Origin of the sequence: Pseudophaeobacter arcticus DSM 23566, assembly GCF_000473205.1 — a bacterium.
GTDB lineage: Bacteria > Pseudomonadota > Alphaproteobacteria > Rhodobacterales > Rhodobacteraceae > Pseudophaeobacter > Pseudophaeobacter arcticus.
Genome location: NZ_KI421507.1, coordinates 967992 through 985462, shown reverse-complemented (window position 1 = coordinate 985462; position 17471 = coordinate 967992). Strand labels below are relative to the sequence as shown.

The window sequence follows — 17471 nt, the reverse complement described above, 5'->3', positions numbered from 1 at the left end:
CAGGCCAGCCTGCCAGCACGCAAGGCCACTTTGCCATGCCATTTCCCAATTCTTAACGGTAATAACCCTATCGCTGCCACGATTGCGCCGCATTGCACAATCATTTTGAGCCCTACCGGACAAGCTGCCAACCTGCAGGAATTTGAATGCTCAGACCTCAAAACCAAATGTGGATGCACCTCTCCCGACTGCACAAGGAGTTTCCCGCCTGGATTGCAGCCGGACTTTCGGGTGTAACCTCCAGCTCAGGCGCTGACGCCACGCAGGTGCCCCTGGCAGACGCTGGTGATCAAACAGCCGCTGCCCCCGTTGCAAAGACACTCCACCAGTCCGAGACAATATCCGAGGCGACATCTGAGACGACAGTGGAACAGGATCTGGAAGGCTTAGCAGCCAAGCTGCTGATCCCAACCCTAAGCGATTGTCCCGACAGTCAGAGCCGTCAAAACCTGCAGGACAAAGGTCAGTTCCTGGCGCGGCAAGAGCGCTGGTCCGACCTGTCACAGCTGATCCGCGACGCAGACAAAGCCCAGAGCCGCACCAGCAGCGGTCTGCCCGAAGCGGACCTTCTGGCCTATGGCGCCCGTTCTGATGTGGTGAATGCAGTGGAACATGCACTGCAAGACCGAAATGACAAGTCAGCCGCAACCACTACAAGAACGGGCGCCAAAGACATCGGTGGACAAAAATCTGCTGGCAAGAAATCTGGCGAAAACCCAATCCTCATTGAGGGGGTCATGGCGCTGGAAAGCCTGCGGCGCGACCATCCAAGGGACATCTACCTGACGGCAATTGTCGCCCTGGCCCATATCGATATCGCCTGGACCTGGCGTGCCGCAGCCGCTGACGAATCCGCAGGCAAAGCCAAACGGGAAGCGCAGATGCGCCGCTCCAATGCGCATTTTGAGCGCGCCACAACGCTGCTGGCACCGCTCAAGGATCAAAGCCGCGACAGCGCCTTTTTGTCGGCCGCTCAATGCGCGCTGTTTGCCGGGCAATGTGCCGATACCCTGCAGGTTGCAGATGCCTATGGCGCCCTGATTGATCAGGCCCCGGACAACCCACGGCCAATGCGTGCTCTTGGCGCCCAGATGCTGCCCCGCGCAAATGGATCTTATGCGGCGCTTGAGCTAGAGGCCCGTCGCACCGCAGCGCGCACCCAACATCAGTGGGGCGCTGGCGGCTATACTTGGGTCTATTTTGACGCCATGACCATCGACGATCAGGCCTGCGCCCGTGTTGATGCCAAATTCTTTTTGGATGGGTTGCAGGATATTCTCTGCGCCGATCCAAGCCAGGAAATGATCAACCTGTTTGCGGCCTATTGCGCCGTCACCCTGCCCAATGGGCTGGGGATCAACCCGTCGGCGGATCACAACCGGATGGAGATCTCAAAAGCGGCCCGCTGGCTGGTGCGCAGTCACCTGCACGAGCTGCACCCGCTGATCTGGGCCCATGCCTGCCAAGGGTTTGACAACAATGCCCGCATCACCTCGCCGCGCCGCTTTGCTGCCCATGGCCAGGTCAAGGCCCTGCAATGTTTGGCTCATTTTTTCCGCGACGAGATCAACAGCGGCCATAGGGTCACCTTCACACCAAAGGGGTTTGCGCTGCTGCCGGGCTAAGCGCTCGGATCTTTTTCAAAGGTCACAAAAAAGACCGGGATATTCCCGGTCTTTGCTTTTGCGGCTGCCAAAACCCGCCAATTTCAGCGGCTCTGACGGCAAACATCAGGTCCTTTTGAACGCATCCATCAGCGCCGCGCCCAGAGCGCCGGTTTCCGAAGACGCAGCCTTGCGGGGGGAGGACGACATTTTCCCAGCGTTCTGGCTTCCCGGTTTCTGGCCCCCCGCTTTCTGGCCTCCCGGTTTTTGACCTCTGGAGTGTTGCCCCCCGCGCGAAGCGCCACCTTTGGCACCGCCGCCCTCCGAGCGCGCATTGCGATCCTCGCGCGCAGAAGCGCCACCATCCTTGCGCATGGTCAGGGCAATCCGCTTGCGGGCCACATCCACCTCGGTCACGGTGACCTTGACCACCTGCCCGGCCTTCACCACCTCATGTGGGTCTTTGACAAACTTGTCGGCCAGCTGGCTGACATGCACCAGCCCATCCTGATGCACCCCCACATCCACAAAGGCCCCAAAGGCAGCGACATTGGTCACGGTGCCCTCCAGAACCATACCCGGTTTCAGGTCCTGCATGGTCTCAACCCCTTCCGCGAAGGTGGCCGTAACAAAAGAGGGCCTGGGGTCCCGGCCCGGCTTCTCCAGTTCCGCAAAGATATCGCGCACGGTGGGCAGGCCAAAGGTCTCATCGACAAACTGCTCTGCGCGCAGAGCTTTCAGGGCGCTGCCATCGCCCATGATCTGGCGAATATCGCGGCCACAGGCCGCAACCACCTGACGGGCAAGACTATAGGCTTCCGGGTGCACTGCCGAGGCATCCAGCGGCTCCTTGCCATCACGAATGCGCAAAAACCCTGCACATTGCTCAAAGGCCTTGGGGCCAAGGCGCGCCACTTTCAACAGGTCGCGACGCGAGGCAAAAGCACCGTTTACATCCCGGTGCGCAACGATGGCCTCGGCCAGTCCAGGCCCCAGCCCCGAAACATGCGCCAGCAGCGGTGCTGAGGCCATGTTGAGATCGACGCCAACGCCATTCACCACATCCTCGATCACCGCCTCCAGCGATTTTGACAGCCGGTGCTGGTCGACGTCGTGCTGGTACTGGCCGACGCCAATGCTCTTGGGTTCGATCTTGACCAGCTCCGCCAGCGGATCCTGCAGGCGCCGGGCAATCGACACCGCACCGCGCAACGACACGTCAAGGTCGGGGAATTCCCGCGCCGCCAGCTCCGAGGCGGAATAGACCGAGGCCCCGGCCTCTGAGACCACCACCTTGGTGGGGGCTTTGACCTTGGCGGGCAGATGTTTGATGACTTCCGCCACCATGCGCTCTGTCTCGCGGCTGGCGGTGCCGTTGCCAATGGCGATCAGCTCGACCCCATGTTCGGCAATCAGTTTCAGAATGCTGACCTGCGCGCCGCGCAGATCATTCTTTGGCTGAAATGGATAGACCGTCTCTGTGGCGAGCAGTTTCCCGGTTGCATCCACCACTGCCGCCTTGACGCCGGTGCGAATGCCCGGGTCCAGCCCGAGCGTCGGTCGCGCACCGGCCGGGGCGGCAAAGAGCAGATCCTTGAGGTTGCGCGCAAAGACCTGAATGGCATCCTCCTGCGCGCGGCTGCGCAGCTCGCTCATCAGCTCCAGCATCATCGACAGGCTCAGCTTCACCCGCCAGGTCCAGCCCGCCACCTTGCGCAGCCATTTATCGCCGGGGCCAGAGCCGCTGGCGCCCAGCTCTGCCGCCACCATGGCTTCGGCGCGGACCACGCCCGCTTCCGGTTCGGGACCGATATCCAGCGTCAGCACCCCCTCATTGGCGCCTCGCAACATTGCCAGCGCCCGGTGCGAGGGCACATCGGCCCAGCGCTCGCTATGATCAAAATAGTCAGAAAACTTGGCGCCCTGTTGCTCCTTGCCCTCGACAACCCGCGCGGTGAACCGGGCCTCTGCCTGCAGGAACTGGCGCAAACGCCCCAACAGCCCGGCGTTTTCCGTCATCCGCTCGGTCAGGATATCGCGCGCCCCGTTCAGGGCCTCTTTGGTGCCCGGCACCGCCTCGGTCAGATAGGCGGCGGCCAGCGCCTCCGGGTCTGCGCTGTGGTCCGCCAAGATGGCCTCCACCAGCGGCTCCAGGCCATTTTCACGCGCAATCATCGCCTTGGTGCGGCGCTTGGGCTTATAGGGCAGATAGATATCTTCCAGCTGCGCCTTGGTCTCGGCCTTGGCGATGGAGGCCGCCAGCCCCTCCGTCAGCTTGTCCTGCGACTTGATCGAGTCCAGGATCGCCAGCCGCCGCGCTTCCAGCTCACGCAGGTAGGCCAGCCGTTCCGCCAGGGTGCGCAGCTGGGTATCATCCAGCCCGCCCGTGGCCTCCTTGCGATAGCGCGCCACAAAAGGAACGGTAGCCCCCTCGTCCAGCAAGGTCACGGCGCTGTTCACCTGGTTTGGGGCGGCACCAATTTCACGGGCTATGGTCTGGGCAATACGGGCTGCGGTGTCCAACACTGTGTCCTCTTTTTTCTGCGCGGGATTCTGCGCGGGCGATCTTCATAGCTTTGCAAGCCAGTCACGCCAAGAGCCCAGATTCCAGCCTGGTCCGTCAGGCCCGGTTTCTTGCCCCGTTTCTGACAGTATTCCTGACAGTATTCCTGACAGTGTTTCTGCTGGCAAAATGGGCGGGGACACTATGGACAAAGCTCGGCAGGCCTGCGCCAGGCCCTTATGCTCTTGCCCCGCATGGCGCGCTGGCCTAGAACCGGACCAAACGTGATAAAAGGAGCCGGTGCGCGATGCTCGACCTGACATATGAACTCCCCAAGCCCAAGGTGATCTCGGGCGCCAAACATGACTGGGAACTGGTCATCGGCATGGAAGTCCACGCCCAGGTCAGCTCCAATGCCAAGCTGTTCTCAGGCGCCTCGACCAAATTTGGCGCCGAGCCAAACTCCAACGTCTCCTTTGTGGATGCGGCCATGCCGGGCATGTTGCCGGTGATCAACGACTACTGCGTTGAGCAGGCAGTGCGCACCGGGCTGGGCCTCAAGGCCGAAATCAACCTCTGGTCCGCCTTTGACCGCAAGAACTATTTCTACCCCGATCAGCCGGCCGGCTATCAGATCAGTCAGCTCTATCACCCCATCGTCGGCGAAGGCGAAGTCCTGGTGGAGCTGGGCGATGGCACCGCACGCACGGTGCGGGTTGAACGCATTCACATGGAACAGGACGCGGGCAAATCCATCCACGACATGGATCCCAACATGTCCTTTGTCGATCTCAACCGCGCCGGCGTCTGCCTGATGGAGATTGTCTCGCGCCCCGACATCCGCAGCCCCGAAGAGGCCGCCGCCTATATCCTCAAGCTGCGCCAGATCATGCGCTATCTCGGCACCTGCGACGGCGACATGCAAAACGGCAACCTGCGCGCCGATGTCAACGTCTCGATCTGCCTGCCCGGCGCCTACGAGCGCTACCGCGAAACCGGTGATTTCGGCCATCTCGGCACCCGCTGCGAGATCAAGAACATGAACTCGACCCGCTTCATCCAGCAGGCGATCGAGGTTGAGGCCCGTCGCCAGATTGCCATCGTCGAAGCAGGCGGTGAGGTGGACCAGGAAACCCGTGGCTTCGATCCCGTCAAGGGCGAGACCCGCACCCAGCGGTCCAAGGAAGAAGCGCATGATTACCGCTACTTCCCCGACCCTGACCTGCTGCCGCTGGAGATCGAACAGGATTGGGTGGAGGCGATCAAAGCCGGCCTGCCGGAACTGCCCGACACCAAAAAGGCGCGGTTCATCGCAGATTTCAAACTCAGCGACTATGACGCCTCGGTGCTGACGGCGGATGTGGAATCCGCCGCCTATTTTGAGTCCGTGGCAGAGGGGCGCAATGGCAAACTCGCTGCCAACTGGGTGATCAACGAGCTCTTTGGCCGCCTGAAAGTCGACGACAAGGATATCGCCAACTGCCCGGTCACCCCCGCACAGCTGGGCGGCATCGTCGAGCTGATCTCGGCCGAGACCATCTCGGGCAAGATCGCCAAGGATCTGTTTGAGATCGTCTACACCGAGGGTGGCGACCCGGCGCAGATCGTCGAAGAGCGCGGCATGAAGCAGGTCACAGATACCGGCGCCATCGAAGCGGCCCTGGATCAGATCATCGCCGACAACCCGGCGCAGGTGGAAAAAGCCAAACAGAACCCCAAACTGGCAGGCTGGTTTGTTGGTCAGGTGATGAAAGCCACCGGCGGCAAGGCCAACCCCAAGGCGGTGAACGAGCTGGTTGCCAAAAAACTGGGCTAAGGCACAGGACAGATGAAATAAAAGTGGGCGGCCAAAGGGTCGCCCTCTGTCGTTTTCAAAGATAGGAGAGTGCCCGACCTCGGGTGGGTGCGAAGCGCCCTCAGCGGTTAGTCGCTATCCTATCCCCAAAAACTGGAGAATTGCGCGGTAGGCCGCCTGAAAGTATGGGGTCGTAATCTGTAACGTCGCGGCATCAATGACAGCACCGACACCAGCAGTTCCCGTCGCCTTTCCAGCTGTTTTTGCCGCCGAATCCAGATAACTCCACCCCAGCGCGCCCATGCCACGCAAGAGCCGCGAAACGAATTTGAAACGAAGTGTATGCTGCTCCTCTGCCGAGGCGGCTGGATCCAGAACCTTTGCTGCCGTTTCCCCTATCTGCGAAAGTGGTCCGGGTTCGGCGTGTTCAGCAATAACCTCGGCAACCTTCCGGACGGCTTCGCTTTCGTTCTGCAGTGCATCACTCGGCGCAACTTTCTGCCGCCGGGCAAGCGCCTTTTGCGTTTCCTCATCCTCGGAAAAGATCTCAGCACCTGCCTCCCGGAGATGCTTTAGAAAATCAGCAACCAGCGGGTCCTTATCCTTGGGCGGCAAAGAGCCTTCTCGGATCCGCGCCGCAACCCGTGTCGTGACAGATGTGCAGGCATCAAAAAGCTCTACCGGCAGGTTATCCGCATCTGCGATTGCGTCGCGCAGTAGGGCCAGTTCTGGAATGATCGCGGTATGTTCATTGCCGGGATGATTGCCAAAAACGCGCAAGGCCTTCGTAAGCTTGCGGCGGATATAGAGGTGAAACCCCTCTTCCAGCGGCGCGACTGGCACAAGACGCAGCAAACCGGTTTCCGGGTTCTGCTCCACCGCCTCGTTACTCTGTGTCAGCTTCAGGGCGTAGGGCTTACAGAGGTCCGCAATAATCCCCGCCACGCGGATGGCGTCGGGTTCCTTGCCTTCTCCCCAATCTTTGGGGTCGATCAGCGCGATGTTGTACATCAGCTGCCAGTGGCTGTCCCAGTCATGGGTCAGGGGGCGGCCCGCAAGGATGGCGTCATACCAGCGGATCCAGAAGGCGTGGCCCGGGGCGGCCTCCATCCAGGTCCGGCCTGTGGTCCAGGCCCGCTGCAGCTCGTCTGGCGCTGGCCCCTCCGGCCAAAGTGGGCGGTGCAGGATATCGCCCCCAGCCAAAATCGCCGTGCAGTCTGCCCGTAGCACAGCCCAAAAGGCGGCAGCGGAGGCAGCGGTAGCGGAGACGCTGTCGGCGGCCGCGTAGGCTGCGTAGGAGGCGACGGAAGCATAGGGCGCGTAGGAGGCGGTAGCGGCAGCGCCGGTGGCGGCGTAGACCGCGTAGGCGGCAGCCGCGGCGGCAAAGGTTTCACCGCTGGCGGCTGCGGTGATGGAGTCAGCGGCGTTTCTGAGTTCTGCTGTTGGCATTTTGACCGCAACCGCCGGTATAAGCAGACTGCGCGACAGCGGTAGCACTGTCAAATCCCCTTTGCGCGCCCAGTCTGCTGGCATTTCAGCGGCCCAAAAGGGAAACGCCCGCAGCGCCGCACGGGTGGCAAGGGCCACGGCACTCTCGCGTCGGCGCTCCTTTGGCAGCGCCCCCAGCCAGGCCTCATAACTCTTTCGATCTACAATCTCGCTGACGTCCAAATGCGCTGTTCCTTACAACTTCGGCCCTGCAATACAGAAACTCTGCCCGCAAGCCCCGGTTGTTGCAAGCCTGCCCTTGACCCTTGTCCTGCTCTGCCCCAGCCTGCCGCCAGATGTGACAGCCACAGGAAAACACGATGAAAACGCCCTTCGACCAGACCCTTCAGGATCGCCTCACCCGCTATGCCACCATCGACAGCCAAAGCGATGAGAATTCTCCCTCCTCCCCCAGCACCGAGATCCAGTTCGATATGCTGAACCTGCTGGTGGCCGAGCTGAACCAGATCGGCGCGCAGGATGTGGCGCTGACCGACTATGGCACCGTGCTGGCGACAATTCCCGGCACTATTGATGGGCCGACGGTTGGCTTTCTCGCCCATGTGGACACCGCGCCGCAGTTCAATGCGGCAGGGGTCAAACCCCGCGTCATCAAGGGCTACAACGGCGGCGACATCAGTTTCCCGGATAATCCCGATCTGGTGCTGTCTCCACAGGACCACCCCTATCTGGCGGGCAAAGAGGGCCATGATCTGGTCACCGCCTCCGGCCTGACCCTGCTGGGCGCCGATGACAAGGCCGGCGTCGCCATCGTGATGACCCTGGCGCAGCACCTGATCGAGAACCCACATATCCCGCACGGCCCCATCCGCATCGCCTTTACCCCCGACGAAGAAATTGGGCGCGGCGTTGACGCCAGGCTGCCTGCAGATCTGGGCGTTGATTTTGCCTATACGCTGGACGGCAGTGACCTGGGTGAGATCATCTACGAGAGCTTCTCGGCGGATCGCGCCGTGGTCTCGATCAAGGGCGTCTCGATCCACCCTGGCTGGGCCAAGGAAAAGATGGTCAATGCCGCGCATCTGGCCTCCAAGATTGTGCAGACCCTGCCGCAGGCGACCATGACGCCGGAAACCACCGACGGGCGCGAGGGCTTCCTGCATGTCACCGATATGGCGGGGGGGTCGTCAGAGATGGAGATCAAGCTGATCCTGCGTGATTTTGAACGCGACGGTCTGGCGGCCAAGGGGGATCTGCTGCGCCAGGTCTGCGCCGCCGTGCAGGCCTCAGAGCCGCGCGCCGAAATCACCTGCGAGATCTATCCGCAGTATCGCAACATGCGCTACTGGCTGGAAGAGGACATGACCCCGGTTGATCTGGCGCTGGAGGCCTGCCGTGCCAATGGGATCGAACCAATCTCGGTGCCGATCCGCGGTGGCACCGATGGCTCGCGCCTGACGGAAATGGGGGTGCCGACCCCCAATATCTTCTGCGGGATGCAATGTGTTCACGGCCCCCTGGAATGGGTGTCGGTGCAGGACATGGCCGCGTCCCTGCAGGTCTGCCTGACCCTGGCGCAACTGGCGGCAGCCAAATAGCCCCCGTCGCCCCCCCCCGCTGTCCGGTTCCAGGACCGGGCAGCGGTGTCTTGCTGGAAAACCCGGCAATCTCGGCTGGAGGATCCTCTGTCAGCGAACCCAGACTTGACCCCTCGCCTGCATAGGGTAAACCTGCGCCGGAAGTCAGGAGACCGCAATGCAGGCGTTTGAGTACAAAGTTGTTCCCGCTCCCCATAAGGGCACCAAGACCAAAGGCGTCAAAACCCCCGAGGGGCGTTTTGCCAGTTCCATTGAGATCACTCTCAACCAAATGGCAGCTGAAGGCTGGGAGTACCAACGCGCAGAACTCCTGCCCTCGGATGAGCGTTCCGGCCTGACCGGATCAACCACCCATTGGCGCAATGTGCTGGTGTTTCGCCGTGCATTGGCAACAGCCGAGAGTGTGTCCGCACCCGCCCTTGCCGCAACCACCGCCCCCGCAGGCAATGCGCCAGCGGTGCAGGCACCGGTTGCCGCCCCCCCTGCCGCCGCCCCTGCGGCTGGCGTGTTAACAGCCACCGCAGGCGATCCCGAAGCGCCAGCAGGAGCAACTCCTGTTCCAGGTCAGGGAGCTGCCAGCATGCGGGCCGACGATGGGGTCGAAGAGCTGAGCCCGGTCTCTGGCATGACTGCCGCCCTGAAAGCCCGCGCCAAGTTGCACGCCGCAGACGACGAATAACCGCGCCTCCCGGCAAGGCCCCCCTTCCCTGCAAGGGCCATCCTCCCTGCAAGGGTCCAAGCCTCTTGAGCTCGGGGCACCTCTGCAGGGTCTGACAGATCAATCGCTGCCGATATCCAGTGCCAGCGCGTGAATGCGCGGCACGATGTCCCCCAGCGCCCTGTGCACTGCCCGGTGCTGCTGCACCCGGTTTTGCCCGGCAAAGGCTGCGGCGCGGATCCTCACGTTAAAGTGACTCTCACCGCTGCCATCATGGCCCGCGTGGCCAATATGGCTGTTGCTGTCATCCACAACCTCCAGTTCCGTGGGCGCAAAGGCTGCCTGCAGCCGCTGCTCCATCTCGACACGAATGCTCATATTCCGCTCATCCTCATATTTATTTCTCGCACCCCCTTCAATCTGGCGCCCCTTAGACTAAACTGCTGCCTCCGAGTCGAGTAGTTGCGTCGAGAAGGTGCACCCCATGAGTAAATCAGATCCTTTCGGTTTCGATATGTCCGTCAGCTCTGCCAAGAAGAAGAATCCGCGTGGACGTCGCAGCATGTCCGGCGCCTCGGAGACCTCTGTGCGGGTCTGCGACAAGGAGGGGTGCGAAGAGGCCGGCAAGTTCCGCGCCCCCAAGGCCCCGGATGTGTTGGATGATTATTTCTGGTTCTGCCAGGAACATGTTCGCGAATATAACAACCACTGGAATTTCTTCCAGGGCACAACCGAGGCAGAGCTGAACGCGCAGCAGTCCAAGGACAAGGTCTGGGAACGTCAGACCAAACCCATGGGCGACCCCGAAGCGCGCGCCTGGGCCCGGCTTGGCATTGAGGATCCACATCAGGTTCTTGGCGGCAATGCCACCCAGAACCCGGGCCGCTCTGCCGCCACCGGCCGCCGCCTGCCCGCCACCGAACGCCGCGCTATTGAGCTGCTGGAGGCCAAGGACGATTGGTCCAAGGCCGACATCCGCAAGTCCTACAAAAAGCTGATCAAGGTGCTGCACCCGGATATGAACGGCGGTGACCGCAGCCAGGAAGAGCAGCTGCAAGAGGTCCGCTGGGCCTGGGAGCAGATCAAGGACAGCCGCAGCTTCAAATAATGCGCTTAGGGTCAGGACCCCAGATCCCGAGTCTTGGAACAGAAAGAAAATGGGCAGCGGGAGCTGCCTATTTTTTTGTGCCCAGATATCGCTATTGGCGTCCTTCGGTTCAAATTTCGAGCCACGCATAAGGCCAGTTCCCTCTGCAACATCACGTTATTTGGCCACCCCCGACTCTGCCCCTTGCCCTTCACCGCAAGATCAGGCACCAATCCCCCGGATTGACCCCGCAATCGGCGGGAGAGGAACAAGGATCGACTGTGATGACTGACGGCATGCTGGATATGAATGCAAAACCCACCGACCCCATTTCGGTGCGCGATGTCTTTGGCATCGATACCGACATGACCATCAAGGGCTTTGCCGAAGGCTCTGACCGTGTGCCCGCGATTGATCCCACCTATAAATTCGACCCCGACACCACCATGGCCATCCTGGCCGGCTTTAGCCACAATCGCCGGGTGATGATCCAGGGCTACCACGGTACGGGCAAATCGACCCATATCGAACAGGTCGCCGCGCGTCTGAACTGGCCCTCTGTCCGGGTCAACCTCGACAGCCATATTTCCCGGATCGACCTGATCGGTAAGGACGCCATCAAGCTGCGCGACGGCAAGCAGGTGACTGAGTTCCACGAAGGCATCCTGCCCTGGGCGCTGCGCAACCCGGTTGCGATCGTGTTTGATGAATATGACGCCGGCCGCGCCGATGTGATGTTTGTAATCCAGCGGGTTCTGGAACATGACGGCAAGCTGACGCTGCTGGACCAGAACGAGATCATCACCCCAAACCCCTATTTCCGTCTGTTTGCCACCGCCAACACCGTTGGCCTCGGCGATACCACGGGGCTGTATCACGGCACCCAGCAGATCAACCAGGCCCAGATGGACCGCTGGTCGCTGGTGGCCACGCTGAACTACCTCAGCCATGATGCCGAAACCGCCATCGTGCTGTCCAAAGCCCCCCATTACAACACCGAGCCCGGCCGCAAGAGCATCGCCCAGATGGTCACTGTGGCGGATCTGACCCGCACCGCATTCATGAACGGCGATCTGTCGACCGTGATGAGCCCGCGGACCGTGATCAACTGGGCGCAAAACGCCGAGATCTTCCGCGATGTGGGCTATGCTTTCCGTCTGTCGTTCCTGAACAAATGTGACGAGCTGGAGCGCCAGACCGTCGCCGAGTTCTACCAGCGCTGCTTTGACGAAGAGCTGCCCGAAAGCGCCGCCAGCGTTTCACTGGGCTGATTTGTGACGTGCCGCCCGGCCGCAAGGCCGGGCAGCGCCCGTCCCGTCCCCCACGGGGCGGGCGCTTCGCTTCCTCCCCGCCGGGTCGGGCGCCGCCCTTTTCGCTGCCGCTCGACTGGACTTTCCCAAAAAGAGGGAGGATGCTCATCAGGGACAAGGTGCGACCATGAGAAAACAAAACGACAATCCTGCTGATCCGTTCAAAAAGGCCCTGGCCGAGGCCACCAAGGTCATGGCCGATGATCCGGAGCTGAGCGTTTCCTATACCGTCGACCCTTCGGGGGTGTCCGGCGACAATATGCGCCTGCCGCAGGTTAGCCGCCGCATGACCCGCGAGGAGGTGCTGCTGGCCCGTGGCACCGCGGATGCCCTGGCCCTGCGCCGCAAGTTCCATGACGATGCCACCCATGCCAAATACACCCCCCAGGGGGAAATGGCGCGTGATCTCTATGAGGCGATGGAAACCGCCCGCTGCGAGGCCATGGGGGCGCGGCATATGCCGGGGACGGCCAGCAATATCGACGTCAAGATCCGCAATGACGCCATCCGGCGCGGCTATGACCAGATGAAAAGCTCATCCGAGGCGCCGCTGGCGGCCTCGGCGGGCTATCTGGTGCGCCATCTGGCCACGGGCCGCCCGCTGCCCCAGGGCGCCGACAATGTGATGGAGCTGTGGCGCGGGTTTATCGAATCCCAGGCCGGGGAGACGCTGGAAGATCTCGACAGCAAGATCGCTGATCAGTCGGAATTTGCCAAATTTGCCCGCAAGATCATCGCTGACTTGGGCTATGGTGATCAGCTGGGCGATGACCCGGATGAGCTGGACGACAACCAGGACGACGAGGCCGAAGACAACGCCGAAGAGCAGCCCGATCCTGACAGCACCGGCGAAGATGACTCCGACGACGAACAGGCCGATGCTGACGCCGAGCAGGCGCAGGAGCAACAGCAGGACGAAAGCCAGGCACAGGTCTCGATGGATGAGATGGCCGACGAAGAGCTGGCCGAAGAAACCGAAATGCCCGACGGTGAGGCACCGCAGGATCCGCCACCGCCGCCGCCCGTCTCCGAGGCCGACCCGGACTACAAGGTCTTCCTCGACGCCAATGACGAAGAAATCGCCGCCGAAGAGCTGGCGGAACCGGCTGAACTGGAACGCCTGCGCGCCTATCTTGATCAACAACTTGAGCCTTTAAAGGGCGCTGTCAGCCGCTTGGCCAACAAGCTGCAGCGTCGGCTTCAGGCCCAGCAGAACCGCTCTTGGGAGTTTGACCTGGAGGAAGGTATTCTGGATGCCGGCCGTCTGGCGCGGGTGATTGCCAACCCCACCACGCCGCTGTCCTTCAAGCGCGAAAAAGACACCGAATTCCGCGACACCGTGGTCACGCTCTTGCTGGACAACTCCGGCTCGATGCGCGGGCGCCCCATTTCCATCGCCGCGATCTGCGCCGATGTTCTGGCCCGCACCCTGGAACGCTGCAACGTCAAGGTCGAGATCCTCGGCTTCACCACCCGTGCCTGGAAGGGCGGGCTGGCCCGCGAGGCCTGGCTCAATGACGGGCGGCCGCAGATGCCGGGGCGGCTGAATGATCTGCGCCACATCATCTATAAATCCGCCGACACCCCCTGGCGCCGGGTGCGGCCCAATCTGGGCCTGATGATGAAGGAGGGCTTGCTGAAGGAAAACATCGACGGTGAGGCGCTGGAATGGGCCCATCGCCGCATGATCGCCCGCCAGGAAGCGCGCAAGATCCTGATGGTGATTTCCGATGGCGCGCCCGTTGATGACAGCACCCTCTCGGTGAACCCGGCCAACTATCTGGAAAAACATCTGCGCGATGTGATCGCCATGGTGGAAAAGCGCAAACAGGTAGAACTGCTGGCGATTGGGATTGGCCATGATGTGACGCGCTATTATGATCGCGCGGTGACCATTACCGATGTGGAACAGCTGGCCGGCGCCATGACCGAACAGCTTGCTGCCCTGTTTGACAGTGACCCCCGCGCCCGTGCCCGGGTCATGGGGATCCGCAAGGTTAGCTAAGCTCAGTCTAACGCAGCTTGGCGCAGCCCCCTGTCTATGGGTATTGTTTGGGCAGTGCCAAAACAGGCCCCAAAGTACCACCCGCCCCAGCCCAGAACGGGGGGGCTCCCGCGCCTTTGGGACGCATCACAGATGCGCCTCACAGCCTTGGGCCCGGCAGCGCGCTGACGCGCGCTGCGGTTGTGGCATATCATTCGTTTCATAAGATCAGATCGGTTAAGGGCACAGCCGCGCCGTGCGACAGCACGGCGCCGGGCCCAACGGCAGGAACAGCATCTGTGATGCTTTTGACTGCGGGCGGGAGCGCTCGCTTCATCAAGGGGCACCTGGGGTCCCTCCCTGTGTCCTTCACTGTGCCCCCCCCCCCTGCCAGCCCCGCCATAGTTTGAAACAATTGAAACGGTTAGGCCAGCTGACCTTCACAGGGTCCTGGCACAAGCCAGACCTATTTCTCTTTCGCCTTTGTTGCTTGTAGCTGCCCTGCTCTTGCCCCTGCCCGTCCCTAGGAGACCCCCATATGTTCCAGAGTTTCGAAGTCACCGCGCGCCCCGAGCAGGGCCCTCCACGACTTCTAGCCCTGCGGGCGGAACTGACCCAAGAGGGGCTGAACGGCTTTTTGGTGCCCCGTGCCGATGCGCATCAGGGGGAATATGTGGCGCCGCGCGACGAGCGGCTCAGCTGGCTTACTGGCTTTACAGGATCAGCCGGTTTCTGCGCGGTGCTCGACAGCAGCGCTGGCGTCTTCATTGACGGTCGCTACCGCACCCAGGTCAAGCGACAGGTCGCCGCCGATTTCACCCCGGTGCCCTGGCCCGAGGTATCCCTTGCCAGCTGGTTGAAGGAGCAGCTGCCACAGGGCGGCAAGGTTGGCTATGACGCCTGGCTACACGCCAGCGACCAGATCTCTCGCCTGGTGCAAGACCTGGCAGGATCCGGGATCAAGCTGGTGCAATGTGACAACCTTGTTGACCGGATCTGGCAGGACCAGCCCGCGCCACCGTTGCAGCCTGCCCTGCCCCATGCGCTGAGCTATGCAGGTGAAGCTGCGGCTGACAAATGCGCCCGGCTGGCAGCAGATCTGCGCACCGCCGGTCACAGTGCCGCCGTGATCACCCTGCCCGACAGCATCATGTGGCTGTTGAATATTCGCGGCGGCGATATCCCCCGAAACCCGGTGGCGCATGGCTTTGCCATCCTGCATGATGATGCGCGGGTTGATCTGTTCATGGCACCTGAAAAGCTGCATCAAATCACCGATCACCTGCCCGCCAGCGTCGCCTGCCATCCGCCCAGCGATTTCCTTGGCGCGGTGCAGGCGCTTGGCGGCAAGGTCAGTGTCGATGCCACCAGCCTGCCGCAAATTGTTGCCGACGCGCTGGGTCATCGTCTGGTGGACGCAGGCGATCCCTGCGCTCTGCCCAAGGCCCGCAAGAACGCCGCCGAGATCGCCGGCTCTGCCGCCGCCCATCTGCGCGATGGGGCCGCCGTGGTGGAACTGCTCGCCTGGCTGGATGCCCAACCCAGTGGTACGGTGACCGAAATCGAGGTGGCCAAACACCTGGAAGAGCTGCGCCGCCGGGATCCCGCGCTGCGCGATATCAGCTTTGAAACCATATCCGGCACCGGAGAAAACGGCGCAGTGATGCACTACCGGGTCACCGAAGAGACCAACAGCCGCCTGCAAGAGGGCCATCTGCTGGTGCTCGACAGTGGCGGACAATATCTGGACGGCACCACCGATATCACCCGTACGATTGCCATCGGAACGCCGGGGGCTGACGAATGCGCTGCCTTTACACGGGTGCTGCAGGGGATGATCTCAATGTCCCGCCTGCGCTGGCCAAAGGGGCTGGCAGGCCGCGATATCGAAGCCGTGGGCCGGATGCCGCTCTGGCTGGCCGGGCAGGATTTTAATCATGGGTTGGGCCATGGTGTTGGCGCCTATCTCAGTGTGCACGAAGGTCCGCAGCGTTTGAGCCGTGTCTCAACCGTGCCACTGGAACCCGGAATGATCCTGTCAAACGAGCCGGGTTACTACCGCGAAGGCGCCTTTGGCATTCGCATCGAAAACCTGCTGGTGGTGGAACCGGCTCCGGCGCTTGCCACCAGCGATCCCGAGCGCGATATGCTGTGCTGGCGCGGGCTGACCTACGCCCCGATTGACCGCCGCCTCATTCTGGTGGATATGTTGACGCCTGCAGAACGAGACTGGCTGAATGCCTATCACGACGAGACCGCCGCGAAGTTGCGCCCCCACGTCAGTGCCGCAGCGCAATCCTGGCTGGATGACGTTACCAAACCAATCTGATAACAGATTGTTACATACATAGGGCACAGAGACATGCCATGTGACCAAATCAGGGGGAAGAAATGAACAAAATCCGCATCCGCAAGGCCGCTGGCACCTGGGTCGTTCGCTCGGGCGGCGCAGTATTGGGTGAAACCACACGCGCGCTGGAACTGGACGAGGACGGCCATAATCCGGTGATCTATTTCCCCCGCGAAGACATCGCCGTTGCCTTCCTGGACCCCAGCGACAAAACAACCCACTGCCCCTACAAGGGCGATGCCACCTATTATTCAATCGTCAACAAGTCATCGGTAACGGAAAATATGGTCTGGAGCTATGAAGCGCCAAACGAAGACCTGGCGCAGATCAAAGGCTACCTCGCCTTTCATCTGAGCGACTCTGTAAAAGTAGAGCAGATCTAAAGCCAAGGCGCTCCTCCCACCCCTTTCCTCACAAACATCTCAGGATAGAGCTGCGGCACCAATGTGTCGCGGCTTTTTGGTGCAGGAATTCAAACCTCCCCAGCTGGCAAGGATCGCCATAAACCGGGCGGGCACTGGACCGCAGGCACATGGCTGCAGCGGCAGGCTGTCCCCGGCGCGACGCGTACATGAAAGGCACTGCCAGTGAAAACTACCTGGGTGGAAACTACCTGGGTGGAAACTGCCTGGTTGGAAGCTGTTGAGGGGTATGGGGAAGGTTTGGGGCGGGCGCAGGACAGGCATGTGGTTTGTCAAAACCCGCCGACAAAACCCGCAGACGGAACACTGGCCAAAAACATTGCCTAAAAACCCTGGCTAAAAACAATGTCCCAAACACCTGTCAAAACCAGTGGCCAAAACACCGGTGCGGACAGAGTACTGGGATCCAGCCAGACCAAAAGGACGATCCATCAGATCGCAAAGGGCAAACCCCAACCTCATCCGAGCGCGGACTGAACCCTTGTTGCAGTTCTAGAGTACAGCCCGGCACAGGGTGCGCCGTACATCTTCCAACCGACCATCAGCGCTAAAGACATTGGTCTCCATCGCGCATTGCATTGCATAGTCAATCAATGCTTCCAAGGATGCCTTTTCTTTGTCTTGCTCGCCTACAGTCAAACTTTGTGCAGCCTCTTCTGGGCCATCTTTTAAAGCACGCATTTTTTCCCTTCCGCACTTTAGTAACCAATG

At 61.4% G+C, this 17471-nt stretch carries 13 protein-coding genes; 9 read left to right on the top strand and 4 right to left on the bottom strand.

The window, feature by feature from the left end:
- Positions 1 to 146: 146 nt before the first annotated feature.
- Complete coding sequence (locus tag ARCT_RS0108595) at positions 147 to 1625, top strand: hypothetical protein (RefSeq protein WP_240476287.1); 1479 nt, start codon at positions 147 to 149, stop codon at positions 1623 to 1625.
- A gap of 105 nt (positions 1626 to 1730) precedes the next feature.
- Here the strand turns inward: ARCT_RS0108595 and ARCT_RS0108590 are convergent, their stop codons facing one another.
- A complete protein-coding gene (locus ARCT_RS0108590) occupies positions 1731 to 4127 on the bottom strand; it encodes a Tex family protein (RefSeq protein ID WP_027239700.1) in 2397 nt (798 codons plus the stop codon).
- 287 nt (positions 4128 to 4414) lie between these two features.
- Between ARCT_RS0108590 and gatB the strand changes: the two genes are divergently transcribed.
- On the top strand, positions 4415 to 5923 hold the full coding sequence (gatB, locus tag ARCT_RS0108585) for an Asp-tRNA(Asn)/Glu-tRNA(Gln) amidotransferase subunit GatB (protein WP_027239699.1): 1509 nt from the start codon (positions 4415 to 4417) through the stop codon (positions 5921 to 5923).
- A 114-nt stretch (positions 5924 to 6037) separates the two neighbouring features.
- Here the strand turns inward: gatB and ARCT_RS0108580 are convergent, their stop codons facing one another.
- Entirely contained in the window at positions 6038 to 7573 is a 1536-nt protein-coding gene (locus tag ARCT_RS0108580) for a hypothetical protein (RefSeq protein ID WP_027239698.1), read from the bottom strand.
- 137 nt (positions 7574 to 7710) lie between these two features.
- On the opposite strand from ARCT_RS0108580, the gene pepT reads away from it, so the two are divergent.
- Both pepT and ARCT_RS0108570 read left to right on the top strand, forming a co-directional pair.
- Positions 7711 to 8949 (top strand): peptidase T, encoded by a 1239-nt coding sequence (gene pepT / locus ARCT_RS0108575; protein ID WP_027239697.1) that lies wholly within the window; start codon positions 7711 to 7713, stop codon positions 8947 to 8949.
- Between the two features lie 157 nt (positions 8950 to 9106).
- A complete protein-coding gene (locus ARCT_RS0108570) occupies positions 9107 to 9628 on the top strand; it encodes a DUF4177 domain-containing protein (protein WP_027239696.1) in 522 nt (173 codons plus the stop codon).
- Positions 9629 to 9727: 99 nt separating this feature from the next.
- Here ARCT_RS0108570 and ARCT_RS0108565 read toward each other — a convergent pair whose 3' ends face one another.
- Positions 9728 to 9985, bottom strand: coding sequence for a BolA family protein (locus ARCT_RS0108565; protein ID WP_027239695.1), 258 nt, complete (start codon positions 9983 to 9985; stop codon positions 9728 to 9730).
- Positions 9986 to 10091: 106 nt separating this feature from the next.
- Between ARCT_RS0108565 and ARCT_RS0108560 the strand changes: the two genes are divergently transcribed.
- The 5 genes from ARCT_RS0108560 (at position 10092) to ARCT_RS0108540 (ending at position 16721) form a co-directional block, all read left to right on the top strand.
- Positions 10092 to 10715, top strand: coding sequence for a DnaJ domain-containing protein (locus ARCT_RS0108560; protein ID WP_027239694.1), 624 nt, complete (start codon positions 10092 to 10094; stop codon positions 10713 to 10715).
- Positions 10716 to 10978: 263 nt separating this feature from the next.
- On the top strand, positions 10979 to 11965 hold the full coding sequence (gene cobS / locus ARCT_RS0108555; RefSeq protein ID WP_027239693.1) for a cobaltochelatase subunit CobS: 987 nt from the start codon (positions 10979 to 10981) through the stop codon (positions 11963 to 11965).
- Between the two features lie 166 nt (positions 11966 to 12131).
- Positions 12132 to 14009, top strand: coding sequence for a cobaltochelatase subunit CobT (gene cobT, locus ARCT_RS0108550; RefSeq protein ID WP_027239692.1), 1878 nt, complete (start codon positions 12132 to 12134; stop codon positions 14007 to 14009).
- Between the two features lie 517 nt (positions 14010 to 14526).
- A complete protein-coding gene (locus ARCT_RS0108545; protein WP_027239691.1) occupies positions 14527 to 16317 on the top strand; it encodes an aminopeptidase P family protein in 1791 nt (596 codons plus the stop codon).
- 62 nt (positions 16318 to 16379) lie between these two features.
- A complete protein-coding gene (locus ARCT_RS0108540; protein WP_027239690.1) occupies positions 16380 to 16721 on the top strand; it encodes a DUF427 domain-containing protein in 342 nt (113 codons plus the stop codon).
- A gap of 531 nt (positions 16722 to 17252) precedes the next feature.
- Here the strand turns inward: ARCT_RS0108540 and ARCT_RS0108530 are convergent.
- Positions 17253 to 17441, bottom strand: coding sequence for a hypothetical protein (locus tag ARCT_RS0108530; protein ID WP_027239689.1), 189 nt, complete (start codon positions 17439 to 17441; stop codon positions 17253 to 17255).
- Positions 17442 to 17471 lie beyond the last annotated feature (30 nt).